General features: G+C 63.7%; 24 protein-coding genes. 4 read left to right on the top strand and 20 right to left on the bottom strand.

Annotation, left to right across the window (positions count from 1 at the left end; translation table 11 throughout):
- Positions 1-72: 72 nt before the first annotated feature.
- Genes RTP54_RS16660 through RTP54_RS16635 form a run of 6 tightly spaced genes read right to left on the bottom strand, consistent with a single transcriptional unit; the run spans position 73 to position 6,706 of the window.
- A complete protein-coding gene (locus RTP54_RS16660) occupies positions 73-1,587 on the bottom strand; it encodes a serine hydrolase domain-containing protein (RefSeq protein WP_312364246.1) in 1,515 nt (504 codons plus the stop codon).
- Positions 1,588-1,627: 40 nt separating this feature from the next.
- Positions 1,628-2,368 carry an ABC transporter ATP-binding protein gene (locus tag RTP54_RS16655; RefSeq protein ID WP_112807845.1) on the bottom strand — a complete coding sequence of 247 codons (741 nt, stop codon included), beginning with the start codon at positions 2,366-2,368 and terminating at the stop codon, positions 1,628-1,630.
- Positions 2,365-3,195, bottom strand: coding sequence for an ABC transporter ATP-binding protein (locus RTP54_RS16650; protein WP_112807847.1), 831 nt, complete (start codon positions 3,193-3,195; stop codon positions 2,365-2,367). The genes RTP54_RS16655 and RTP54_RS16650 overlap by 4 nt, the downstream gene beginning before the upstream one ends.
- Positions 3,196-3,198: 3 nt before the next feature.
- The gene (nikC, locus tag RTP54_RS16645; protein WP_312364243.1) at positions 3,199-4,101 is read right to left on the bottom strand and encodes a nickel transporter permease; all 903 of its coding nucleotides are present in this window, start codon (positions 4,099-4,101) and stop codon (positions 3,199-3,201) included.
- Positions 4,098-5,111 carry an ABC transporter permease gene (locus RTP54_RS16640; protein WP_112807851.1) on the bottom strand — a complete coding sequence of 338 codons (1,014 nt, stop codon included), beginning with the start codon at positions 5,109-5,111 and terminating at the stop codon, positions 4,098-4,100. The genes nikC and RTP54_RS16640 overlap by 4 nt, the downstream gene beginning before the upstream one ends.
- Positions 5,108-6,706, bottom strand: coding sequence for an ABC transporter substrate-binding protein (locus RTP54_RS16635; protein WP_312364240.1), 1,599 nt, complete (start codon positions 6,704-6,706; stop codon positions 5,108-5,110). Before RTP54_RS16635 ends, RTP54_RS16640 begins: the two co-directional genes overlap by 4 nt.
- Positions 6,707-6,992: 286 nt before the next feature.
- Here RTP54_RS16635 and RTP54_RS16630 point away from each other — a divergent pair, with 286 nt between their 5' ends.
- Positions 6,993-8,033, top strand: coding sequence for a dipeptidase (locus tag RTP54_RS16630; protein ID WP_312364239.1), 1,041 nt, complete (start codon positions 6,993-6,995; stop codon positions 8,031-8,033).
- Positions 8,034-8,052: 19 nt separating this feature from the next.
- On the opposite strand, the gene RTP54_RS16625 is transcribed toward RTP54_RS16630, so the two are convergent.
- The 9 genes from RTP54_RS16625 to RTP54_RS16585 form a co-directional block, all read right to left on the bottom strand.
- Positions 8,053-9,117 (bottom strand): ABC transporter ATP-binding protein, encoded by a 1,065-nt coding sequence (locus RTP54_RS16625; protein ID WP_312364238.1) that lies wholly within the window; start codon positions 9,115-9,117, stop codon positions 8,053-8,055.
- Positions 9,118-9,137: 20 nt separating this feature from the next.
- Positions 9,138-9,959 (bottom strand): carbohydrate ABC transporter permease, encoded by an 822-nt coding sequence (locus RTP54_RS16620; protein ID WP_312364235.1) that lies wholly within the window; start codon positions 9,957-9,959, stop codon positions 9,138-9,140.
- Positions 9,956-10,843, bottom strand: a complete 888-nt coding sequence (locus tag RTP54_RS16615; protein WP_112817769.1) for a carbohydrate ABC transporter permease — start codon at positions 10,841-10,843, stop codon at positions 9,956-9,958. Before RTP54_RS16615 ends, RTP54_RS16620 begins: the two co-directional genes overlap by 4 nt.
- Before the next feature lie 135 nt (positions 10,844-10,978).
- Complete coding sequence (locus RTP54_RS16610; protein WP_112817700.1) at positions 10,979-12,307, bottom strand: extracellular solute-binding protein; 1,329 nt, start codon at positions 12,305-12,307, stop codon at positions 10,979-10,981.
- Positions 12,308-12,320: 13 nt separating this feature from the next.
- A complete protein-coding gene (locus RTP54_RS16605; RefSeq protein ID WP_112807862.1) occupies positions 12,321-13,178 on the bottom strand; it encodes an ROK family protein in 858 nt (285 codons plus the stop codon).
- Positions 13,179-13,183: 5 nt separating this feature from the next.
- A complete protein-coding gene (locus tag RTP54_RS16600; RefSeq protein WP_112808004.1) occupies positions 13,184-13,870 on the bottom strand; it encodes an N-acetylmannosamine-6-phosphate 2-epimerase in 687 nt (228 codons plus the stop codon).
- A 172-nt stretch (positions 13,871-14,042) separates the two neighbouring features.
- Positions 14,043-14,789, bottom strand: a complete 747-nt coding sequence (locus tag RTP54_RS16595) for a GntR family transcriptional regulator (protein WP_312364229.1) — start codon at positions 14,787-14,789, stop codon at positions 14,043-14,045.
- 125 nt (positions 14,790-14,914) lie between these two features.
- Positions 14,915-15,163: a DUF2798 domain-containing protein gene (locus tag RTP54_RS16590; RefSeq protein ID WP_112817697.1), complete on the bottom strand. Its 249-nt coding sequence runs from the start codon at positions 15,161-15,163 to the stop codon at positions 14,915-14,917.
- A 23-nt stretch (positions 15,164-15,186) separates the two neighbouring features.
- Positions 15,187-16,092, bottom strand: a complete 906-nt coding sequence (locus tag RTP54_RS16585; RefSeq protein ID WP_312364227.1) for an NmrA family NAD(P)-binding protein — start codon at positions 16,090-16,092, stop codon at positions 15,187-15,189.
- Positions 16,093-16,209: 117 nt separating this feature from the next.
- Here RTP54_RS16585 and RTP54_RS16580 point away from each other — a divergent pair, with 117 nt between their 5' ends.
- The gene (locus tag RTP54_RS16580; RefSeq protein ID WP_312364225.1) at positions 16,210-17,103 is read left to right on the top strand and encodes a LysR family transcriptional regulator; all 894 of its coding nucleotides are present in this window, start codon (positions 16,210-16,212) and stop codon (positions 17,101-17,103) included.
- Between the two features lie 21 nt (positions 17,104-17,124).
- Here RTP54_RS16580 and RTP54_RS16575 read toward each other — a convergent pair whose 3' ends face one another.
- Positions 17,125-17,988: a DMT family transporter gene (locus RTP54_RS16575; protein ID WP_312364223.1), complete on the bottom strand. Its 864-nt coding sequence runs from the start codon at positions 17,986-17,988 to the stop codon at positions 17,125-17,127.
- An 80-nt stretch (positions 17,989-18,068) separates the two neighbouring features.
- Here RTP54_RS16575 and RTP54_RS16570 point away from each other — a divergent pair, with 80 nt between their 5' ends.
- Positions 18,069-19,487 carry a PLP-dependent aminotransferase family protein gene (locus RTP54_RS16570; RefSeq protein WP_409517156.1) on the top strand — a complete coding sequence of 473 codons (1,419 nt, stop codon included), beginning with the start codon at positions 18,069-18,071 and terminating at the stop codon, positions 19,485-19,487.
- A 391-nt stretch (positions 19,488-19,878) separates the two neighbouring features.
- Positions 19,879-20,919: a glutamine synthetase beta-grasp domain-containing protein gene (locus tag RTP54_RS16565; protein WP_312364219.1), complete on the top strand. Its 1,041-nt coding sequence runs from the start codon at positions 19,879-19,881 to the stop codon at positions 20,917-20,919.
- Between the two features lie 120 nt (positions 20,920-21,039).
- Here the strand turns inward: RTP54_RS16565 and RTP54_RS16560 are convergent, their stop codons facing one another.
- Genes RTP54_RS16560 through RTP54_RS16545 form a run of 4 tightly spaced genes read right to left on the bottom strand, consistent with a single transcriptional unit; the run spans position 21,040 to position 24,614 of the window.
- Complete coding sequence (locus RTP54_RS16560) at positions 21,040-21,948, bottom strand: ABC transporter ATP-binding protein (protein ID WP_112817691.1); 909 nt, start codon at positions 21,946-21,948, stop codon at positions 21,040-21,042.
- Positions 21,945-22,748 (bottom strand): ABC transporter ATP-binding protein, encoded by an 804-nt coding sequence (locus RTP54_RS16555; RefSeq protein WP_312364215.1) that lies wholly within the window; start codon positions 22,746-22,748, stop codon positions 21,945-21,947. The genes RTP54_RS16560 and RTP54_RS16555 overlap by 4 nt, the downstream gene beginning before the upstream one ends.
- On the bottom strand, positions 22,745-23,635 hold the full coding sequence (locus RTP54_RS16550; protein WP_112817690.1) for an ABC transporter permease: 891 nt from the start codon (positions 23,633-23,635) through the stop codon (positions 22,745-22,747). The genes RTP54_RS16555 and RTP54_RS16550 overlap by 4 nt, the downstream gene beginning before the upstream one ends.
- Position 23,636: 1 nt before the next feature.
- Positions 23,637-24,614, bottom strand: coding sequence for an ABC transporter permease (locus RTP54_RS16545; protein ID WP_112817689.1), 978 nt, complete (start codon positions 24,612-24,614; stop codon positions 23,637-23,639).
- Between the last annotated feature and the right edge of the window lie 70 nt (positions 24,615-24,684).

Below are 24,684 nucleotides of genomic sequence, written 5' to 3'. Positions count from 1 at the left end.
AAAACGTCCATTTCCGCACTGCAGCGGTAACCTGACCTCTTTTAGGCGCAGTTCGACAGGCTTCAAGGAAAATCAGGTGCGGCGGACATATTCCATCATCCGGGCGCGATTGAGCACGAGTTCGACCCTGTCGTCGCCGAGCACGTGAAGGCAGACGCGTTTCGTCCACGGGCCGTCATGAAGGGTGAAAAGGTAGCGGCCGTTGCCGAGTGCCATGAGCGGCATGACGTGGCGCACAGGGCCGACCCCCATGACCACCGCGCCGTCGCGGACTTCGAACTCAGCACCTTCCGTGGACCGCCACGTCCCGGCAAGCGCGGCGGATACCGATTGATCGCCGGCAACGGGCAGGAAGCGCCGTGCCGCATGACCGGCCTCGCCGACAAGCGCCGATCCCTCCTGCCGCAAACGCATCGGCGAGGAGGCCGAGCGCGAGGAGACCCAACCGTCGCCATCGTCGTAAAGCGTGTCGTCGGCATCGAGATAGGTGCAGGTGCTGCCCTTGATCTCCAGCCACCAGGGGCCCTGTTCGGTGACATAGAGGCCGTCGGGAATGCCGGTTGCCGGCGTCGGCAGCGGCAGGCCCGTTAGAGCTGCCATGCTTTCGAGCGCGATCTTGTTGCCGTTCGTGTCCTCGCGGTTGGAGACGACGACGAAGCCCGAGCGGCTTTCGGGGTCGATGAGGAAGTAGGTCTTGTAGCCCGGATGAGAACCGCCGTGGCCGACGAAGTCGCGCGCGCCAAGCGTCGAAAGGCGCAGGCCGAGGCTGTAGCCGCTCGGCCGCCCGTCTGCGAGGGCGCGTCTCGCCTGCAGCTTTTCGAGGACCCCATCGAAATGGCCCGTCCGGCGCATCAACGCCTGCAGCCAGGTCGTCAGCGCGTTGGCGCTCCCCGTCAGGCTGCCGGAGGCGGAGATATGCAGGCCGGCTGCCGAAAGCTGCCAGCGCTTGCCGTTGTGCCAATAGCCCGGCACCAGCCCTGCGACCGGATCGTTCCAGACGTCGGGCGCCTTGAACGCAACGCTAAGCGGCCCGGCGACATCGTTCTGGATGAAGTCGTCGAAAGCGAAGCCGCGACGCTCCAGGGCCGCCTCGACCAGGCGATAGCCGGTGTTGGAATAGGAAACCTCGTGGCCGGCATCGAAATTCAGCCGCTGCACCCGTGCCAGAAACGCAAGCAGCGGTGCGGCTTCCGTTTCGGTGTAGACGGAAAGCCCGAGCAGCGACAGGCATTCGCGCGTGTCCGGCAGGCCGCCGCTCATGTCGAGCGCCTGGCCGACCGTCACGTCGGCAAGCGGCGAGACGAGTTCCGGCAGGTGCTGGCCAAGCCGGTCGTCGAGCTTGATGATGTCGTCGTGGCGAAGAACCATGGCGCAGAAGAAATGCTTGGTGACGGAGGCATAACGCACGACGCTGTCGGCCGAAAACGGCGTGAGCGTCGACAGGCTCTCGACGCCGCGCGCGTGCGAAAAGCGGATGCCGCTGTCGTCGAAGCCGATGATCGCGCCGCCCGGTTCGTTGTCTGCCCACTGCTCGGCAAATGCCTTTGCGGTGGAGGATGCTGCGTGCCAATCGAGATGTGCCGGCATGGTGTCTTCCATTGTGCTTGTTGCCACGACAGGGCCGAGGTCAGGCGGGCTCTTCCAGCCCGACGCTCAGCGTGCGCAGTTCCGTCGTGTGGGCGTGGCTTGTCTTGCCTGCCCGCAGATCCTGCGCACTCAGTTGCTCCACCATTTCGCCGTTCAACATGACGCCGACCTGACCGCAGAGATGGGCGATGACCGCGAGATTGTGGCTGACGAGAATGTAGGTGAGGCCGCGCGCCTCGCGAAGGTCGCATAGCAGATTGAGGATTTCCGCCTGAACCGAGACGTCGAGCGCGCTCGTCGGTTCGTCGAGCAGCAGCACCTGCGGATCGGCGATCAGTGCGCGCGCAATCGCCACGCGCTGGCGCTGGCCACCGGAAAGCTGGTGTGGAAAGCGGAAACGGGCGGCCTGCGGCAGGGCGACGTCGGAGAGCGCCTGAACGATGCGCTTGTCGATATTGTCCATGCCGTGCACCAGCGGCAATTCGCTGAGAATGCGGTCGACCGTCTGGCGTGGATGCAGTGAGCCGTAAGGGTCCTGGAACACCATCTGCACCCGGCGGAAAAAGCCCGGCGGACGTTTCAGCGCGGCCGGCTCGCCACCGAAAGCGATGCGGCCTTCCCAGCTTTCGTTGAGCCCGGCCATGGCCCTGAGGATGGTGGATTTGCCCGAGCCGCTTTCGCCGACGATGCCGAAGCTGTCGCCTTTCTTCACCGAAAACGAGACACCTTTGACGACCTCGCGGTCGCCGAACCTGATGCGGAGATTTTCAACGTCGATCATGCGGTAAGCCACGATGCATCGCGGTTGAGAACAGGCAGCCGGTCCCTGGGATGCGTAAGGGAGGGCATGCAGTTGAGGAGGCCTTTGGTGTAGGGGTGCTGCGCGTTCAGCAGTTCGGAGGCTTTCAGCTCTTCCATGACCCGGCCGGAATACATCACCGCGACGCGGTCGCAGAAATGCGAGACGAGCGGCAGGTCGTGACTGATGAGAATGAGGCCCATGTTGCGCTCCGACACCAGTTCCTCGATCAGCCGCAGGATTTCCGCCTGTACGGTGGCATCGAGTGCACTCGTCGGTTCGTCGGCGATCAGCAGTTCCGGATCGGGTGCCAGCATCATCGCGATCATGACCCTCTGGCCCATGCCGCCGGAGACCTCGTGCGGGTAGGCGGCGGCGACTTCGCGCGGATTGCGGATCTTCACCTGGTCGAGAAGGTGGATCGCCGCCTCAAGCGCCTGTTTCTTGCTGCCGCCCTTGTGGGCGCGCCAGGCTTCGGACACCTGCCGGCCGATGTTCATCACCGGGTTCAGCGAGTATTTCGGGTCCTGCAGGATGAAGCCCGCCCGCTTGCCGCGGATCTGGCGCATCTGTCTTTCGGAGGCGGCGAGCACGTCGATGCCGTCGAACGAGAGCCGATCGGCTGATATGGCGGCATTGGCGGGCAGGAGCTTCATCAGCGCCCGCGCCGTCAGGCTCTTGCCGGAGCCGCTCTCGCCGACGATGCCGAGTTTTTCCGCACCGAGCGAAAGCGAGACGCCGCGCACGGCTTCGAAGCGGGATGAGCGGTTCTCGAAGGCGATGCGAAGGTTCTGGATATCAACCAGCATGGCTCAGTCTCCCTTCGGATCGAGCACGTCGCGCAATCCATCGCCGAGGAAGTTGAAGGCGAGCGACACCAGGAAGATCGCAATGCCGGGCACGGTTGCAACCCACCACTGGTCGAAGATGAAGCGCTTGGCGGTGGCGATCATCGCGCCCCATTCGGGGGACGGCGGCTGCGCGCCCATGCCGAGGAAGCCGAGGCTGGCGGCGGTGATGATGATCGAGCTCATGTCGAGCGTGATGCGCACGATCAGGCTCGGCACGCAGAGCGGCGCGGCATGGCGCATGATGATGCGCCAGGGCGAGGCGCCGGTCAGCCGGCAGGCGGCGATGAAGTCGCTGCGGCGCACCGTCATGGTTTCGGCCCGGGCAAGGCGCGCATAGGGCGGCCAGGCGGTGAGCGCGATGGCGAGAACGGCGCTTTCGACGCCGGGCTTGAGCGCCGCGACGAAGGCAAGCGCGAGGATCAGGCGCGGGAAGGCGAGGAAAACGTCGGTGACGCGCATCAGCACGGTATCGACGACGCCGCCGAAATAGCCGGCGATGCAGCCGACCGCAAGGCCGATCGGGGCAACGAGAACGACGACCGAAACGACCATGCCAAGCGTCACGCGACCGCCGAAAAGGATGCGCGAGAAGATGTCACGGCCAAGCTCGTCGGTGCCGAGCCAATGGACGGCACTCGGTGCGGCAAGCCGGTTGGCGAGGTTCTGGATCGCCGGATCGTGCGGCGCCAGCACCGGGGCAAGCGCTGCCAGCAGCGAAAAGACGAGGATGATCGCAAGCCCGATCATCGCCAGCGGATTGGACCTGAGCTTCAGCCAGATCCGATAGCGGTGGCCCCAGGAGGCCTGGGTGCGGGAGGCGGGCGTTTCATCCAGCGCCCAGTTTCTGAAGGTCGTAAGCATCATCGGACGCGGGGATCCAGTACACGATAGAGAAGGTCGGCGATGAGGTTGAGGCCGACATAGATGAGGCCGATCAGAAGCGTCGCGCCGACCACCGGGTTCATGTCGGCGTTCATCAGCGACACCGTCAGGTATTGACCGAGGCCCGGCCAGCTGAACACCGTTTCGGTGACGACGGCGCCCTCGAGAAGTCCGGCATAGGTAAGCGCCAGTACCGTCACCAGTTGCACGGCAACGGTGGGGAAGGCGTGGCTCCAGATGACCGTTGAGGCCGACAGTCCCTTGGCGCGGGCGGTGATGACGAACTCGCCCTTTAGCGCGTCGACCATGAAGGCCCGGGTCATGCGGGTGATGTAGGCCATGCTGAAATAGGCAAGGATACAGACCGGCTGCGCCATGTGCGCGACGGCGTCCCAGAAGGCATCCCAGTCGCCGGCAATCAGCGTGTCGATCGTTAGAAGGCCGGTGACCGGGTCGATCATGCCGTCGAAAATGATGTCCTGACGGCCGGGTCCCGGCGCCAGGCCGAGCGTGGCGTAGAAGATCAGGAGCGAGATCAGCGACAGCATGAACACCGGAACGGAATGACCCGCAAGGCACACCACACGGATCGCCTGGTCGATGAACTTGCCCTGGCGGACGGCCGCCCAGACGCCGAGCGGAATGCCGATTGCCGCCGACAGGATCAGCGCCGCCGTCGCCAGTTCGAGCGTCGCCGGGAAGAACCGGGCAATGTCGGTCGAAACCGGGTTGCGCGTCAGGATCGACATACCGAGATCGCCGTGCAGCAACTGCCAGAGATAACGGAAGAACTGCACGATCAGCGGCTGGTCGAGGCCCATCTCGATGCGGGCGCGCGCGATCACCGCCTCGGAGGCGTTGTCGCCGACCGCGGCAATCACCGGGTCGACGGGCATGACGCGGCCGATCATGAAGGTGACGATCGTCAGGCCGAGCAGCGTCAGGAAGACGCTGCTCGCCGTGGCGGAAAAGCTTCGGATACGCTTGTTCAAGCCTTGGACGCCTCTGCATAGGAGTGGGCGTCCGAGAGCGTGCCGAGCCGGATGCCGGTTACAGTCTTGCCGCAGGCGGCCGTGGTCGTCGTCTGCAACATGAAGATGAAGGGGCTGTGCTCCATGTGGGCGCGCTGCAGCTCCTCGTAAAGCGCGATGCGCTTTGCCGGGTCCTTCTCGTCGCGGGCGGCTTCGGCTTTCTTGGCCATGTCTTCATCCTGCCAGGACGAGCGCCACAGGAACGGACGCGACTTGGCATCGTCGGAATTGTCGTGGTTGATGCAGAACACGTCGGCATTGGCGTGCGGGTCGAAATAGTCCGAACCCCAGGCCGAGAGCGCCATCTGATGTTCACGGGCACGCATCTTCGTCAGCACCTGCCGGTTTTCGGCGGCCTGCAGCTGCACGCGGATGCCGATTTCGGCGAGGTTCGCCTGGATTGCCTGGGCCAGATCCGGATAGGGCTGCGCCGAATAGTGATCCATGACGATGTCGAAGCCGGCTTCGAGGCCCGCCTCTGCCATCAGCGCCTTGGCCTTGGCCACGTCCTTGACGAACGGCGTGTCGTTGACGACGCCGGGATAGCCTTCGGGCAGGAAGCTCTGGTGGATCTTGTGGGTGAGCGGAACGATATTTTCCTGCATGCCCTTGTAGTCGAGCGCATGCTTGATCGCCTGCCAGACCTGGGGCTTGGCGAGGTTCGGCTGCTTCTGGTTGAGCGAAACCAGCACCAGCGAGGCGACCGCCTTGCGAACGAGGGTGAAGTTCTGGTCGCCCTGTAGCGTGCGCAGCTGCTCGGAGCTCAAGTTGCGGGCGATATCGATGTCGCCCTTCTGCAGCATCAGGAGCTGCGAGGACGGGTCGGCGACATGGCGCAGGATGATGCGCTTGATGTTGCCCTTGTAGGGGCCGTTCGGGTTGACGGACAGCGCGACGCTTTCGCTCGGCTTCCAGGACTGCAGCGCGAATTCGCCGGAGCCGGCGGTGTTCTTCTGCAGCCAGGCATTGCCGAGGTCGCCGTCGACTTCGTTTTCGAGCGCAATCTTCTTTTCGACAATGCTGCCGACATTGGCCGAGAGGCAGTAGAGCAAGAAGGCGAGCGAGGCTGGCTGCTCCAGCGTGAGGCGAAGCGTCGAGCCGTCGACGGCGACGATCCGCTCCTCGACATTTTCAGGCGTGAAGCCGAACTGGGCGATGATGAAGGCCGGGCCCTTGTTCATCTTGATCGCGCGCTGCAGCGAGAAGGCCGCATCTTCAGCCGTCACCGGTGCACCGCTTGCAAAGGCGGCGCCGGCGCGCAGCTTGAAGGTGAACACCTTGCTGTCGGCGTCGGCTTCCCAGGATTCGGCGAGCGTCGGGTCGACCTTGTTGGCGTCGTCGAGATTGGGATGAACCAGCTTCTGGTAGATATTGCCGCAGATTTCGCTGCCGACCGCTTCAAAGCTCTCGTGCGGGTCGAGGCTCGTCATGTTGTCGAGCTGCTGGGCGACAACCAGGATGTCCTTCGGTGTTTCGGCAAAGGCCGGCACCAGGCTTACATAGGACAGAAACGGCACGGCTGCGCCGCCGATCAACAGGTTGCGTCTGGAAATCATCGGAAATATCCCCTTCTCGGTCTTGATGTCATGCGGACGGCCGTCGCGGCGGGCGCTCCATTTGCCGCACCGCCAGCCGTGTTCCCTCGTTAGGGCCCGGATTAAGCACAACACGGCCGGGCGCGACCAATTCCGATTTCGGCAAGGCCTATGCATGGTTTGCATTTGCGCCGACAGATGGCTTTCCCCTAGGGCTGTCGGATGGTTATGTTCCCGCGCGACGATGCAATGAGTCGCACGCAGCCGGCAGTCTCGGCCGGAAAACAGGTTGAAAGGCGGTCCCCAATTGGCAACACAGGCAAAAATTCCGGTCTTCGATGGGCATAACGATGTGTTGTCGCGCCTTTGGCATTCGCAGCAGCCGGACGCAGAAGCGCTGTTCATAGACGGCGGCAGCTCCGGCCATATCGATCTCGTGAAGGCCAAGGAGGGTGGGCTTGCCGGTGGTCTTTGCGCCGTCTACGTCTCTTCCCCAAGCGCGCAGAAGGATGCCAACGGCGATTTTGCGACGCCCGAACAACAGGATGCGCTGAAGAGCACGCTCGGCATGGCAAGCCTGCTGATGCGCCTTGAGCGACAGGCGGCCGGCCGGTTGAAGATCTGCCGCTCCGCCGCCGACATCCGCCAGGCGATCGCGGACGGTGTCTTCGCCTCGGTGCTGCATATCGAAGGCGTGGAAGCTTTCGCCGCCGATCTCGATGCGCTCTATGTGCTGCATGCCGCCGGCCTGCGCACGCTTGGTCCCGTCTGGAGCCGGCCGAACATCTTTGCCTATGGCGTGCCGTTCCGTTTCCCCTCGTCGCCGGATATCGGCCCGGGCCTGACGGAGAGCGGCAAGGACCTGATCCGGGCCTGCAACGAGCTGAAGATCATGGTCGACCTGTCGCACATGAACGAGCAGGGGTTCTGGGACATTGCCGCGCTTTCGAACGCGCCGCTGGTCGCCTCCCATTCGAACGTGCATGCGCTTTGCCCGCACAGCCGCAATGTTACGGATCGCCAGCTTGACGCCATCCGGGATACCGGCGGCCTCGCCGGCATCAATTTCGGCGTGCTGTTCCTGCGCTCGGACGGCATCCGGAACCCGGACACCAGCCTGGATCTCCTGGCCGATCATATCGACTACATCGTCAACCGCATCGGACTCGACCATGTCGCGCTCGGCTCGGATTTCGACGGCACGACCATCCCCACGTCGATGCGAGATGCTGCCGATCTGCCGCTGCTCGTCGACATCTTGCGCAAGCGCGGCTACGACGAGACAGCGCTGGCGAAGATCTGCCACGGCAACTGGATCCGCGTGCTGGAAACGACCTGGGGCGCCTGAGGCAGATTGCGCGGCGCGCCTACCGGCTCGCCGCGATCGCCTTGCCTGCGTCATCGAACAGCGATGACCGAGCCACGTCGATATGAATGCCGACAATCTCGCCGAGGCGATAGGGCGTGTCGGCGGGCGCGCTGACATTGATCAGCCCGAGCTTGCCGGCGCGCACGAAGACGCTGGTCGTGCCACCGAGATACTCGCTGACCTCGATGGTGCCGCGGCAATGACCGCTGTCGGGCGAGACCAGCGACAGATGTTCGGGTCGGGCGCCGAGATGGGCGGGCGCTGCCCGGCCGGACACCGGCAACTGGATGCTGCCTTCGCCGGATAGGTCGAGGCCACCTGCACCGGGCAGACAAGGCAGGAGATTCATCTTCGGGCTGCCGATGAACTGGGCGACGAACAGGTTTGCCGGTGTTTCATAAAGCGCCTGCGGCGTGCCCTGCTGCATGATGCGACCCTCCTTCATCACCACGATCCGGTCGGCAAGCGTCATCGCCTCCACCTGGTCATGGGTGACATAGATCATCGTTGCGCCGAGGGTTCGGTGCAGCCTGGTGATTTCGAGCCGCATGTCGACGCGCAGCGCCGCGTCGAGGTTGGAGAGAGGTTCGTCGAAGAGGAAGCCGACCGGTTCGCGCACGATCGCCCTTCCGATCGCCACACGCTGGCGCTGGCCACCGGACAGCTCCTTTGGATAGCGTTCGAGCAGGTGCGTGAGCTTCAGCGTCTCGGCCGCAGCCTCGACTTTTTCCCTGATCCGCTCGGCGGGCAGTTTCGCAAGCTTCAGGCCGAAGCCCATGTTGCGGCGAACGGTCATGTGCGGATAGAGCGCGTAGGACTGGAACACCATGGCGAGCTTGCGCTCGACCGGGGAGGCGGCCGTCACGTCGCGCCCGTCGATGAGGATCTGACCGGAGGTGGTCTCTTCCAGTCCGGCGATCATGCGCAGCAGCGTGGATTTTCCACAGCCTGACGGGCCGACGATGACGACGAATTCGCCGTCGGCGATGTCGAGATCGAGCTCCCGGATGATCTCGAGGTTGCCGTACTGCTTGCCGGCCTTTTTAAGCGAAATCGGTGCCATGGTTGTCTCCGAAAAATGGGTCAGCCCTTGACCGCGCCTGCGGTCATGGAGCCGCTGATCTGGCGATACATGATGAGGCCGAGCAGAACCGGCGGAAGCGCGCCGACGACCATAACTGCGGATGCCACGCCCCACTGCACGCCGCCACCGCTGGCGGCGAAGAAGAACGAGGCGCCGACGGTGATCGGCACGGCCTTCGACGTCGTCAGCATCAGGCCGAACAGGAACTCGTTCCAGGCGGTGATGAAGCCGAAGATCAGGCTGGTGACGATGGCCGGGCGACAGACCGGGGCAATGACCCTGAAGAGGATCTGCGTCCGGCTGGCGCCATCCATCAGCGCCGCCTCGTCGAGCTCTCCCGGCAGGTCGCGGATGGCGTTGACGAGGATGACCAGCGCCAGCGGCAGGTTGACGATGGAAAGGATCAGCCCCAGACCCAGACGGGTGTCGAGCAGCGCCAGCCACTGGAACATCATGTAGAGGGGGATCGCGAAGATGATGAGCGGCACGGCGCGCAGGTTGACGATGAACGGCAGCAGCGTGCGCTCGCCGAGGCGGCCGCGGGCAATCGCATAGGCCGCGGGAAGCGCCAGCGCCACGGCAAGCACGGTGCCAATCAGGGCCACCGAAAGACTGTTGAACAGATAGAGGAAGATGTTGAGGCGATCCGTCACCTGGAACACCGCAAGATAATTGTCGAGCGTCGGCGCCTCGACCCAGAGGCCAGGATTGGTCGACAGTTCACGGGCGCTCTTGAACGAGGTCGAAAGCGTCACCAGGATCGGGAAGTTCATGGCGAAGGCGGCGATGCCGAACACCAGCCAGCGGAGTGTGGTCATCATCGGTTGGCTCCCTTCCGGCGGCTGGCGATGAAATTGAGGCCGTAGAGCACCGCGAAGGAGACGACGAACAGGATAACCGAGGCAGCGACCGCCTTGCCGATGGCGCCCTGTTTGAAAAACGCCTCGTAGATGTAGATCGACAGTGACGCGGTCGAGCCGCCGGGGCCGCTGCCGGTCAACACGTAGACGTTGTCGAACACGCGGAAGCCGTCGATGAACCGGATGAGGAGCGCGACGACGATCGTCGGCAGCATCAAAGGCAATTCGATATACCAGAGCCGATGATGGCTCCTGGCGCCATCCATCGCCGAGGCTTCGGCGATCTCGGAGGGGATCGCCTGGTAGGCCATGTAGAACAGCAACAGCGCAAAGGGTGTCCACTGCAGCGTCTCGACGACGACGAGCGTCCAAAAGGCGGAGCCCGGGCCAAGGAACGACAGGCTCGCGCCAAAGTAGGTCCAGAGATAGTATGGCACCGGCCCGACGAATTCGTGCAGCACAAGCCGGTACATCAGCCCCACCAGCGCCGGCGCCACCATCAAGGGCAGCATCAGGATCGCCATCAGCCAGCTCCGCCGCTCGATCAGCGGCGACAGGAAAATGGCGAGGAAAAGCCCAAGCGCGCATTCGAGGACGGCGGTCAGCAGACCGAACCGGAACGAGAACCAGCTGGCCTGCCAGAAGGCACCGTCGCTCCATACGGCGGCAAAGTTCTTGAAACCGGAAAGTTCCGGTTGGCGCAATGTCTCGAACGAGACCTCGGAGACCGAATAGATCAGGTTGACGATCGCGGGAAAGCCGAGAAAGACCAAGAGGAACACCACGACCGGCGTGGCGAGCAGCCTGAATTCCTGGACAAGGGGACGTTGCTGGGCTTTCGTCATCGAACCGATCTGCATCTGGCATGTCTTGAACATCGACAACCCCGCGGGGTTGGCGGCTCCTGGCGCCCACGTCGCATGGCCGTGGCGAATGTCGACATGACCGGCGGCGGACAGGCCGCCGCCGGTCATCATCGCTTACTTCAGCAGCTCGGCCATGCCCTTTTCGGTGTTTGCCAGCGCATCGTCGATCGATTGCTGGCCGGACCAGTAGCCGGTGAACTCCTTGGCCTGAAGTTCGTAGACCGAAAGCGCCTTGGCTGACGTGCCGCCGTTCATGACATAGCCGTACTTGCCGGCGAACTCGCCGAGCTTGACCAGGTCCGGCCGTGCTTCGGCGACTTCGGCGACCACTTCCGGCGTCAGTGCCGGTGCGCCATTGTTCTTCGCATAGATCAACGCCGCTTCCTTGGAAGACAGCCATTTCAGGAACTGGGCCGCGCCTTCCTTGTTCTCGGCATTCTTGTTGAGGCCGAAGCCGAGGCCGTGAATATGGGTGAATCGTCCTTCAGGCCCGGCGGGCGGGGCAACCGTGTCGGTCACTTCCGCTACGGCCGGAGACTTTTCCTTGCTCGTCAGGTCGCCGGCGGCGGCATTCCATTGCAGCATGGCAGCCACCTGGCCGGAAGCAAAGGCGGCGTTTGCTTCCGCAAACTCGTAGGACAGCGAATCGCGCGGCGTCGCGCCGTTGTCGTAGAGCAGCTTGTAGATTTCGAGGCCCTTGCGATAGGCGTCGGAATTGACGGTGATCTTGCCGCTGTCGTCCATCCAGTTGGCGCCATAGGCGCGCGGCACGGACTGCCAGATCATGATGTTGAACAAGAGGTTCTTCAGCTGCAGCACGGTGCCGTAGCGGGTCGGGCTGTCAGGATTGACGGCCTGCGTGAAATAGAGCGCCGTTGCGGCGTAGTCGTCCCAGCTCCATTCGTCCGGCGCCTTCGGCTCGAGCTTCTTGCCGAGGTACTTTTCCGAGATCTCCGCATATTTCGCCTTGGCCGCATCGTCCTTCATCAGGGTGTCGATGAGGTCCTTTCGGAAATACATGAAGTGCAGCGACAGGTCGGTCGGCACGCCATACTGCTTGCCTTCATACTGCATCGTCGACAGCACGGAATCGCCGTAGACGGCCTTGGCCTCGCCCGACAGTTCGACCGGCTCCATGAACGGCGCATAGCGGCCGATCGAATAGGTGGCGAGCAGGTTGAGGTCGAACGCCTTCGAGCCGGCGGCAAGGTCGGCCTGCAGCTTGTCCCAGAAGCCGTCGCGGTTGAAGAACAGGAGCTCGACCTTGTCCTTCTCGGCAACGTCGGACTTGGCATTGTAGGTGTCGGCGGCGGCGCGCAGCGCCACTTCCTCCGGGCCGCCGGGCCAGCCGAGCACGGTGACTTCGGCCAGCGCAGGGCTTGCCAGCAGGCTGGCGATACCGGCTGCCAGCAGCGCTCCTCGTTTCATGGTCGCAAGTGTCATCTTTGGTTCTCCCTCAAAGTTGTTGTTGACGCTCTGCAAGATCTGCGATGCCGACCACGCCGGCGTTTTCCCCGAGTTCGGCGGCGTGGATCGATGGTTTGAGCCGCGGCGAAAGCGCGCCGAAGGCGGCCTCCATGGCTGGTATGTAGCCCGGCGCCAGCCCGATACTGCCGCCGATGACGATGCGCTTCGGATCGAGCGCCATTTGCACGTTGCGGCAGAGAAGTGCTGTCCGGCGCGCCGAGGTCTCGACGATGCCGAGCGCCCAGGTCTGTCCGGCGTCCGCCGCGGCAAAGACCTCGCGTGCCGTAGCACCCGGATGATGCGATCTCGCCTCAGCGGCGATCCAATGGCCGGAAACCTGGTCCTCGAGCGTGTGAGCCCCGCTCTCGTCGAGGCGAAACTGACCGAAATGCCCGGCAAGGCCGCCGAGCAGGCGACCGTTGACGACGATGCCGCCGCCGATGCCGGTCGAAACGGTCAGGAACACCATGTCTTCGTGCCGGCCGGCGCCAAAGACGAATTCGCCCCAGGCCGCCGCCTGCGCATCATTGGCGGCAAACACGGGCGCGCCGGAAAGCGCGGTGACCGTGTCGGTCAGCGGGAAGCGATCGGGGATGTCGAGCGTGTTGCGATTGAGCGCGGACCAATGGCCATCGTCGACGATGCCGGTGACGGCGATGCCAACCCTGCCATAGCGTCCCTTCCAGGCGGCGATGGCGTCGAACAGGCTCTGGAGCCAGATGGTGGGATTTCCCTCACGCGGCGTCGCCATCCTGTGCGTTTCGACGACGGTCCGCCCGCGCACAAGCGCTGCCAGCATCTTCGTGCCGCCGAGGTCGATTGCAAGGGTGTGTTGGACCTCCGCCATCACCGTCACGCTCCGGTCGAGGCCAGCGTTTCGTCGAGTGCTGCGCGAAACCAGGACGTTACGTGTTCGGGCCGGGTGATGGCCGAGCCGACGACGACCGTAAACGCGCCGGCCCTCAGCGCCTGAGATGCCTGCTCTGGCGTGCGCACGCAGCCCTCCGCCACGACGAGGGGCGTCAATTTTCTCATGGCGGCGATGAGCGCGAAATCCGGCTCGGTCGGTTCGACCGGTCCGGTGTAGCCGGCAAGTGTCGAGCCGATGATATCGGCGCCTTCCCGCAAGGCCTGTTCGGCGTCACCGATGATGGAGCAGTCTGCCATGGCGATTTTTCCCGCCGCATGGATGCGTTCGATCAGGCGCGCCGTCTCGACCGGCCGCGTGCGCTCTGTCGCGTCATAGGCGATGATGTCGGCGCCGGCGGCGGCCAGCGCGTCGACATCCTCGATCAGCGGCGTGATGCGCACCGGCGATGTCGTCAGGTCGCGCTTGACCAGGCCGATGATCGGCCGATGCGTCGCCTGACGAACGGCGCGCACATAGTCGGCGGATTCGATCCGCAGCGCCGCAGCACCGCCATCGAGCGCTGCGAGAGCGAAGCCGACGACCATTGCCGCATTGTCCATGACACCGCCCTTGACGGGCTGGCAGGACACGATCAGTCCATTCTTCAGGCTCTGGATTTCGAAAGTCACGCCGGCTCCTCTGGCGCGGGCCGAGGTCTGTGGCGACATCGCCACTGCCCGCACGCACTTGCCTTTCGGCCGCGCCGTCGCCCTTGGCTTGCTCTGCCCGGGAGCGCTGCGACCCGATCTGGCCATTACGGTAACAGGGCAAGACCAGATTGCAACAGGAATTAAACTGGTATTATCGCATCAGCTCGATGACGAAGTCGTAGACGTCGCCGCGATATTTGGTCTGGGTGAATTCGACGATCTGGCCATCGGCAAGGAAGCAGCGGCGCTCCATGATCAGAAGGCTGGTGCCTTCGGGAGTGGCGAGCAGGCGGCGCTCCTCCTCGCTTGCCGGTTTTGCCTGCATGCGCTGCAGCGCCCGCACGGGAAGAGCGCCATGGGCCGCCAGATACTCGTAGAGCGAGGCGCCGATCGCCTCCGGATGCGGCACGAAACGGGCCGGCAGTGCCGCCGTTTCAATCGCGATCGGCGTATTGTCGGCAGTGCGCAGGCGCCGCAGCCGCACGATTTTTTCGCTGACGGGAATGCCGAGCGCCATCATCTCGGCCGGTGACGGGCGGCTGACTTCGCGGGAGATCCAGACGCAGCCCGGTTCCAGGCCGCGCGATCGCATATCCTCGGAAAAGCTCGTCATCGTCGCCAGAGATTTTTCGACACGCGACGATACGATGGTCTTGGCGCCCTGCCGCCGGTCCAGAAGCCCCTCGGCGACAAGACCCTCTATGGCCTTCCTGACGGTTACCCGCGAGATCGCCAGGCCTTCGCTCAAATCCCGTTCACTCGGGATCACTGCGCCATGCCGGATGACGGAGGCACCGATCGCCACCTTGATGGCGTCGCCAAGCCGGCGGTAGAGCGGCTCGCCGCTCTCGCCGGACATGGTTTGCAACAGAAAGTCGAGAGTTGCCCGATCGCTCATGGAGACACCTGCCTTGCGTTGTCTCCCTTATGCAATATTTTTATCCGGTGTTAAACTGGTATTGTCGTGATCGGAATATCGCGGCTTCTAAAGGGTGTTGCCGGCATGCGTTCGGCGGGCAAGATTCAGGGGCGGGTCTGCGGTGCCTGCACCAAGGCGCCGACGATGACGCGCACCAGTGGCAGCACCAGCAGCAAGCTTGGAAACGCCACCAGCCAGGAGATGCCCCAGGCTTTCAGCCACAGGGATGGCATATCGGCCCCGAACCCGGCACTGGCGGCAGTCGAGACGCCTGAGACCAGGCAGGACATCAACACCGAGAGCACCAGAGGCATGGCGATGGTATTGTAGCGAGGCGGCAACTTTTTGCGCATAGCGTGAGCTCCTGTTCTGGGTTTCAGGCGTCGAGCCGGGTTCGGGTGTTGGTTGCAAGGGCGCTGATGAAGGCCTGCATGGTTCGCGGTTCCCGCTCGAGTGCGGCCCTGAGGGCGAGGCTGTTTCCACCGAGACCGACGGTGGCGTAGTGCTCGTGAACCTTGGCGAGCAGGCCAAGTTGCTGTTCGGTGTATATGGCGCGTGCCGGAGCAGCCCATTCGTGGAAACTGATCTCGCCCGCATCGATGGGGCGTCCAAGCGCTGCTGATATCATCGCCGCAATCTCCAGCCGGTTGTGACGACCTTCGGCGCAGAGTTCGAGGGTGGCGAAGGCGAGGCGGTCTTCCGTCAAGGCGATCGCCGCCACCTCGGCCACGTCGCGGTAATCGACACGCGCCAGACGCGCGGTTTTCGGGAAAGGTTCGGCAAAGACGCCGCTCTCGACAATCCCCGGCCAGGCGGAGTGGATATTCTGCATGAAGTTTGCCGGATGCAGCACGGTGTATTCCAGGCTGGACGAATAGAGCGCGTCCTCGACCGGTATCTTGGCTGCGTGGTTCTTCAGCCGCGTATTGCTCGGCTGGATGACGGAGGAAAAGACGAACTTTCGGACGCCCGCGCGCACCGCGGCATCGACCATCGCGATGCCGATCGCTGCCTCGTCGGGTGCAAAGGCAGGCCCGATATGGAAGACGCCGTCGATCCCTTTCAGCGCCATGTCGAGGCTTTGGCGGTCCCTGAGGTCTCCCACCGCCACTTGCTGCGCACCGGCTTCCCGCGCCGCGCCGATATTGGACTGGTCCCTGACGAGGGCGCGAACGGTGGCACCACGACGGCGTAACTCAGGCACGACGAGGCCGGCAAACCGGCCGGTCGCACCCACGACGAGTACCCTGTTCTCTGCAGTTCTTTTCTCTGCCTCTGCCATGCGATTCGGCCTTCCTGACGGTGGTATGGTGCACTGTGAGTAGAGGATATTTCCTGAGTAGATCGGAGACAATTGGCCGAAAACGTGATTTATTCTCAGCAAAAGTGGGATAATAAGATGAGCCGTATCGAAGATCTTGAAGCGTTCGTCGCCGTCGTCGAATTTGGCAGCCTGACGGCGGCCGCCAACCGTCTTCAACGGCCGCTGCAGACTGTCAGCAGGGCGCTTGCTGCGCTTGAAGAAGATATTGGCGTGGAACTCATCCACCGCACCACTCGGCGTTCGACGCCGAGCGAGGCTGGCGAGACCTTCTATCGTCGGGTGAAACCCGCCATCGATGAAATCCATGAAGCCCGGCTGGAGGCGGCACAGCGCCTGCTCGAGCCTTCAGGCGTGTTGCGTATCGGCGCGCCCGCTCTGTTTGCGCCGCGTTTTCTGATGCCGATCGTCGCCGAGTACATGCGCCGATATCCTGAGGTGGAGGTCGAACTCGACCTTTCCGACGCCTTCGTCGATCTTGCGGAGGACAGTCTCGATATGGTGGTGCGGATCGGCGACCTCGCCGACTCGAGTCTGACGGGCAGACGGCTCGGCGGCCTGCGCCGCGTCGTCTTTGGCGCGCCGTCCTATTTCGCCACGCGCGGCCGGCCGAGCCATCCGCAAGACCTAAGGCACCACGACTGCGTCACGCGCCCAGGCGATGATCGGCAAGGCATCTGGATGTTCACGATCGACGGCAAGCCGCGCGGGATCAAGGTCGGCGGTCCCTTGCGGGTCAATGCCATGGCGGCGATCTATGCTGCCGTCGGCGAGGGGCTTGGGCTCGGCTTTTCGCCCCTCTGGCAGATCGAGCATCTGATCGCGGCGGGCAGGGTCGAGGTTGTCCTCGAGGAGTTCGAACCTGCGCCTGTCCCGATCCACATCCTGCGGCGCGAGGGCCGGGCGCCCACCGCCAAGGTGCGAACCTTCATCGACCTCCTGAGCAAGAGATTGAAGCTCGACCATCTCTGACAACGGTTGCGCTCGGGCTCGCTACTTCGCAAATTTCTTGGCTCCGGCGACGCAGAGCACGATCGCGCCGGTGACGGCCAGCATCGCCCCGCTTACCGGTTCCTGGAGCAGTGCTGCCGCCAGCGCCAGGCCGAAGAACGGCTGCAGCAGCTGCAATTGGCCGACGCCGGCAACGCCGCCGAGCGCCAGACCCCGATACCAGAAGACGAAGCCGATCAACATGCTGAAGACGGAGACGTAGGCCAGTCCCGCCCAGGCGCTCCTGTTGATCATCTCGATGGCGGGTGCCGTGGTGAAAAGGCCGATGCCGAGCATGACCGGCAGCGACAGTACCAGGGCCCAGCAGATCACCTGCCAACCGCCGAGCCGGCGCGACAGGCTCGCTCCTTCGGCATAGCCGAGGCCACAGACGATGATGGCCGCAAGCATCAGGAGGTCGCCGACCGGGGAGGCCGAAAAGCCCTGCGTCAGCGCAAAGCCGGCAACCAGCGCGCTGCCGAGGCAGGAAAACAGCCAGAAGGCAGGACGCGGGCGTTCGCCGCCGCGAAGCACGCCGAAGACCGCGGTTGCAAGCGGCAGCAGGCCGACGAAGACGATCGAATGGGCCGATGTCACATGCTTGAGGGCCAGCGCCGTCAGAAGCGGAAAGCCGAGAACGACGCCGAAGGCGACGATCGCCAGCGAGACGAGATCGGTGCGTGTCGGCTTCGGCTGGCGGAAGACGACGAGCAGGCAGGCCGCCAGTACGCCGGCGATCGCCGCGCGCGCTACCGTCAGGAACACCGGGTCGAAATCCATCACCGCGGCCCGGGTGGCCGGCAGCGAGCCGCTGAAAATCAGCACGCCGAGAAAGCCGTTCAACCAGCCGGTCGTCGTTTTATCCATTGTCGTCTCCTTTTTCACCTGTATCGGCTCGACGCGATGGTTCTTCCAGAGACAATGCGGTACAGTTTCGCCAAACTGTTCTGTATTTGGAGCCGGTACGGATGGCATTTCAGCAATCGGAAAGCAGCGGCGAAACCCTGCTTGAAGCGGTGATGGGCACGATCCGGCAGCGGATTGCCGGGCGGTCGCTGACGCCCGGCTCCAAACTTCCGTCCATCCGGGCGCTGGCCAAGACAATGGGGGTGTCCAAATCGACGGTCGTCGAGGCCTATGAACGCCTTGCAGCCGAAGGTGCGATCCGCTCCAGGCCTGGCTCCGGCTTCTTCGTTTCGGCGCCGCTCGCGCCGCTATCGCTCGTTGAGGCAGGGCCGCGCGTCGATCGCGCCGTCGATCCCCTCTGGGTTTCGCGGCAGTCGCTGGAAACGAATGCCGGCGTGCTGAAGCCCGGCTGTGGCTGGCTGCCGGCATCCTGGATGCCGGAGCAGGCGCTCAGGCGGGCGTTGCGCGCGGTCGCGCGCGCCGACGCGGCTTGCCTTGCGGATTACGGCACGCCGCTCGGCTTGCGGCCGCTGCGGCAATTGCTGGCGCGACGGCTTGCCGAACATGGTGTCGAGGCGTCGCCCGATCAGATCATGCTCACCGAATCGGGAACCCAGGCGATCGACCTTCTTTGCCGATTTCTACTCGAGCCCGGCGACACCGTCATCGTCGATGATCCCTGCTACTTCAATTTCCACGCGTTGCTGCGGGCGCACCGGGTCAACATCGTCAGCGTTCCCTATACGCCCGTTGGTCCGGATCTCGACCGGTTCGCCGAGGTGCTGGAGGCCCATCAACCTCGCCTCTACATCACCAATTCCGCCGTGCACAATCCGACGGGCGCCACGCTTTCTCCCGTGGTCGCGCATCGTCTGCTGCGGCTTGCCGAACAGGCCGGCTTGACCATCGTCGAGGACGACATCTTTGCCGATTTCGAGCATGCGCCCGCACCGCGGCTCGCGGCCTTCGATGGTCTCGACCGTGTCGTCCAGATCGGCAGTTTTTCCAAGACGCTGTCGGCTTCCGTGCGCTGTGGCTACATTGCAGCGCCGCGCGGCTGGATCGAAGGGCTGACGGATCTGAAGATCGCCACCACCTTCGGCGGCCCCGGTCTTGCGGCCGAACTGGTGCTGACGCTTCTTAGGGATGGCAGCTACCGGAAGCATATGGAGGCGCTGCGCTTACGCCTGAACCGGGCGATGGCCGAGACGGCGCCGCGGCTTGCCGCGGTCGGGATCAAGCCGTGGATCGAGCCGCAAGCCGGGATGTTCCTCTGGTGCCGGCTGCCGGAGGGGGCCGATGCATCGGAGCTGGCGCAGAAGGCTCTTGCGCATGATGTCGTTCTGGCGCCGGGAAACGTCTTTAGTCATTCCGGCGCGGCTTCAGGATTTCTGCGCTTCAATGTCGCCCAGTCGGGCGACGAACGGCTTTACCGCGTGCTCGCCAAGATCGTCCGCTAGAGCGTCGTCTGCAGCGCCGGTTCTCGCCTGTGCGCCACGGGCTGCTCGTTTTTCGAGCACCTTCCTTGACGGTCAGCAGTGCTGGCGCGGCGACCTCGCCGCCGCCATCTTGCCGCCCACCTGCCGTCTGGGCAGCGGTTTGCGCGCGAACGTGCCTCAAAGTGCGGCTGGAAATGCCTAATTTCTATGCAATTCGCTTCATCCTTAGTCTTGCGCCGCCGCCGACCCCGTTGCCGGGCGTGCTGCGAGCGTTGATTTTTCATGTTTTGACCGAGCAATGCGAACTGGCACGATTAATGCATTCTTGTGATCAACGGTCTTCGGGCAGCCGATCTGGAATGCCCAGCCGCTTCGGAACCAAGCCATTCCTGGCGTCATGTGAGAGAACGAAATGACAAAGTATAAGCTCGAATACATCTGGCTCGACGGTTACAAGCCGACCCCTAACCTGCGCGGCAAGACCCTGGTCAAGGAATTCGACGCTTTTCCGCAGCTCGAACAGCTCCCGAACTGGGGCTTCGACGGCTCCTCGACGATGCAGGCCGAAGGCAGCAGCTCGGACTGTGTACTGAAGCCGGTTGCCGTTTATCCGGACCCGGAGCGCAAGAACGGCGTGCTCGTTCTTTGCGAAGTCATGATGCCCGATGCCAAGACGCCGCATCCGTCGAACACCCGCGCCTCGATCGCTGATGACGACGGCGCCTGGTTCGGCTTCGAGCAGGAGTATTTCTTCTATCAGAACGGCCGCCCGCTCGGCTTCCCGGAAGCCGGCTTCCCGGCGCCGCAGGGCCCCTACTACTGTGGCGTCGGCTACAGCAATGTCGGCGACAACGCCCGCAAGATCGTCGAAGAGCATCTGGACATCTGCCTGGCCGCAGGCATCAACCATGAAGGCATCAACGCCGAGGTCGCCAAGGGCCAGTGGGAATTCCAGGTCTTTGGCAAGGGCTCGCGCAAGGCTGCCGATGAAATCTGGCTTGCCCGCTACCTGCTGCAGCGCCTGACTGAAAAGTACGGCATCGACGTCGAATACCACTGCAAGCCGCTCGGCGACACCGACTGGAACGGCTCGGGCATGCACGCCAACTTCTCGACCGCCTACATGCGCGACGTTGGCGGCAAGGCGTACTTCGAAAACCTGATGGCGGCCTTTGCCGAAGCCCGCGCCGATCACATCGCCGTCTACGGTCCCGACAACCACCTGCGCCTGACGGGCAAGCACGAAACGGCCTCGATCCACCAGTTCAGCCACGGCGTTGCTGACCGCGGTGCTTCGATCCGCGTTCCGCACAGCTTCGTCAACAACGACTACAGGGGCTACCTCGAAGACCGCCGCCCGAACTCCAAGGGCGACCCCTACCAGATCGCCGCGCAGATCCTGAAGACGATCTCCAAGGTTCCGACCGACGTCGAAAAGCGCGAAGCCGCCTGATTTCGGAGCCCGGCGCTTACGAGGGCGCCGGGCCAAATCGACGGGGTTGCGCTTTTCGCGCCCAACAAAAAACGCCCCGCGGCTCGCGGGGCGTTTTTTGTTTAGACGACGTTGGGCGGTTCAGGCAGCGCGCACGAAATGATCCGGTTCCACCTCGCGGATGGTCTCCTGCGTTGCCGCCGAGCGGCGGCGTGTCTCGTCAGCCTCGGAGGTGCTGACCTGCGCTTTCGGATCGTCGAAGCGGATGTCGGGGTCGGGCACGGCTGAAAGCAGCAACTTCGTATAGGGGTGTGCAGGGTTATCGATGACCTTGCCGGTGTTGCCCCACTCGACGATCTGGCCGGCATACATCACAGCGATATCCTCGGCGACATATCGCGCCGTGGCGATGTCATGCGTGATGTAGAGCAGGCCGAGGTTCATCTCCCGCTTCATTTCGCTCAAGAGGTTGAGGACGCCGAGCCTGACCGAGACGTCGAGCATCGAGGTCGGCTCGTCGGCGACGATGACCTCGGGCTTGGCGGCGAGCGCGCGGGCGATGTTGACGCGCTGGCGCTGGCCGCCCGAGAGCTCGTGCGGGTACTTCGGCGCGACGATGTCGGGATCGAGCTTCACTTGCCTGAGCAGCGCCGTGATCTCCTCGCCGATCGCCGCACCCTTCAGTTCGGGGCGATGCAGCATCAACGGACGCTTCAGATGGTAGGCGATCGTGTGGGCGGGATTGAGCGAGGCGAAAGGATCCTGGAAGATCATTTGCACCGAACGGCGATAGTCGGCGATTTCCCTGCTACCTGCTGTGTCGACGGGTTTGCCCTTGAACAGCAGGCGTCCCTCGCTCGGCTCATATTCGCGCATGGCGATGCGGGCGCAGGTGGTCTTGCCGCTGCCGGATTCGCCGACGACGGCGAGCGCGCGTCCGGCATGCAGCGAAAACGATATGGAGCGAGCGGCATGCACCGCGCCCGGCCCACCGCCGAAGGTCTTGCTGATCTTGTCCAGGGTCAGAATGGGTGCTGAAGTCGCGCTCATCGAAGGACGCCTCCGTGCAGCGAGGGGAAGGAGGCCCAGAGCTTTTTGGTATAGTCGTGCTCCGGCGTACGGTAGATGGCGTCGGCCGTGCCCTGCTCGACCAGCTTGCCGCCGAGCATGATGCCGATGCGGTCGCAGAACTGCACCATCAGCCCGAGATCGTGGGTGATGAAGAGAACGGCAAAGCCGAGCTTGCGGCGGAGTTCGTTGATGCGCTGCAGGATTTCGCGCTGAACGACGACGTCGAGCGCCGTCGTCGGTTCGTCCATGACCACCAGCCGCGGATCGAGCGCCAGGCAGATGGCGATGACGATGCGCTGGCGCATGCCGCCGGAAAACTGGTGTGGATAGTTGCGCATGCGGTCCGGCGCGATATCGACAAGCTTCAGCATTTCGGCGGTGCGGTCGCGTGCCTCGGCACGGCTCATGCCCTTGTGCGTCTTCAGGACGTCGTAGAACTGCTGCTCGATGCGCAGCACCGGATTGAGCGAGTTCATCGCGCTCTGGAACACCATGGCGACGTCGCGCCAGCGAAAGTCGCGCAGCGCCTTGTCGTCGAGGTCGAGCACGTTTCTGCCGTTGAGCAGGATGCTGCTTTCGCGCCGGATCAGCGCCGGCGGCTTGTGCAGCCGGCTGATGGCAAAGGCGATGGTGCTCTTGCCGCAGCCGGATTCGCCGGCAAGGCCGAAGACTTCGCCGGGCGCAACGTCGAAGCTGACATTATCGACGGCGCGAAAATCCTTCTCCTCGCCGATATAGTCGATCGTCAGGTTTTTCACAGATAGCAATGGCGCGGTCACAGTCGACCCTCCCCGGAGCGAATGAGCGCGGACCAGCGGCCGAGGCGGTTGCCGGTGCGCAGCCGCGGATTGGCGATCTCGTCGACGGCAAAGTTGAGCAGCGACAGGCCGATGCCGAGGAAGGCGAGCGCGAAACATGGCGTCAGGATGTCCCACCAGGCGCCAACCGAGAGTGCCGAGGCCTTCTGGGCGGCATAGAGCATGGTGCCCCAGGAGACGACCTTCGGGTCGCCAAGTCCGAGAAACTCCAGCGTCGCCTGGGTAATGATCGCGAAGATGACGCTGCCGATGAAGTTGATGCCGACGATCGAGATCAGATTGGGGAAGATCTCGAAGGTCATGATGCGCCAGCGCGGTTCGCCCATCATCTCCGCCGATTTGACATAGTCCTTCTGCTTGACCGAAAGCGTCTCGGCGCGGGTGACGCGCGCCCCCCAGGCCCAGGAGGTCGCGCCGAGGATCAATGCGATCACCCAGGGGCTGGCCTGGCCGATGAAGGCTGCGAGCACGAGCAGCAGCGGCAGGTTGGGAACGACGAGCACCATATTGGTGAAGAAGCTGATGACCTCATCGACCTTGCCGCCGCGATAGCCGGCGAGAATGCCGAGCGCGGTCCCGACGATGGTGATGAGCAGGCCGGCGCCGAAGCCGACGGCAAGTGACGTGCGCGCACCGTAGATGAGCCGCGTGAACACGTCCTGGCCGATGCGGGTGGTGCCAAGCCAGTGGGCGAGCGACGGCGCCTGGTGTGGCCGGCCGACGCGCGCGCCCGGATCATAGGGGGTGAGCAGCGGTGCCGCGATCGCCACGATCAGAATGAAGGCGATGATGGCGACGCCGACCAGCGCCTTGCGGTTTCGTATCAATCCGAAGGGTTGGGACTTCATCTCACGCCCTCTTCAAACGGGGGTCGAGCAACACATAGCTGACGTCGACAATGAAATTGGCGACGAGCATGGTCGCAGTCATGATCAGAAGCTGGCCCTGGATGACGGGGTAATCGCGGGCAAGGATCGCCTGATAGAGGATGTTGCCGAGGCCCGGATAGTTGAACACCACTTCGGTGACCAGCGATCCGCCGAGGATCGTGCCGATCGCGATGGCAAGGCTCGATACCGTCGGCAGAAGCGCGTTACGCGCCGCATACCAGAGCATCACGTGACCGTCGGACAGGCCCTTGGCGCGGGCCATGACGATATAGTCCTCGCCCAGCAGGTTGATCATGTTGTTGCGCATGGTGACGGCGAAGCCGCCGGTCAGAACGGTGCACAGCGTCAGCATCGGCAGGATGCCGTGATAGAGAACGCTGCCGATGTATTCGAGCGTGAAGGCCGGATCGAGCGCCGGATCGGCGGCATAGCCTGTCGGGAACCAGTTGAGCGTGAAGCCGAAGAAGAAGACGACGATCAGCGAGGTGACGACAGCTGGAACCGACGTCGCGAAGATCGCGCCGACGGAAACGATGACGTCGAATAGGCTGCCGCGCCGCCAGGCGGCGAGAATGCCGAGGAAGGTGCCGAGCGTGAAGCTGATGATCGTCGCCGTGCCCATCAGGCCGACCGTCCAGACCAGCGCATTGCCGAGAACCGTCGTCACCTCCAGCGGGAAATACTTGATCGAGCGGCCGAGATCGCCGCTGAAGATGCTGCCGAGATAGGTGAGGTACTGCTGCCAGAGCGGGCCGTCGACGAAGCCGAAGGTCAGTTTCAGCGCCTGCAGGCTTTCAGGCGGCAATTCCGCGCCCGCGCTCGAAAACATGATCTGCACGGGATCACCCGGCATCAGCCGCGGCAGAAAGAAATTGATCGTCGCCGCCGCGACGAAGGCTGCCAGATAGAAGCATAGGCGGCGAAGCAGGAAAGCCATGGGGACTCCATCGACTGCGCCTGATCCCGTTACCGGCAGAAGAGGCAGCAGAAACGCTTTGAAAAGGCGC

The sequence above is a fragment of the Ensifer sp. genome, from assembly GCF_031989085.1.
Taxonomy (GTDB): domain Bacteria; phylum Pseudomonadota; class Alphaproteobacteria; order Rhizobiales; family Rhizobiaceae; genus Ensifer.
Note: the sequence above shows the minus strand (reverse complement) of the source record. Positions and strands in the feature narration are given on the sequence as shown.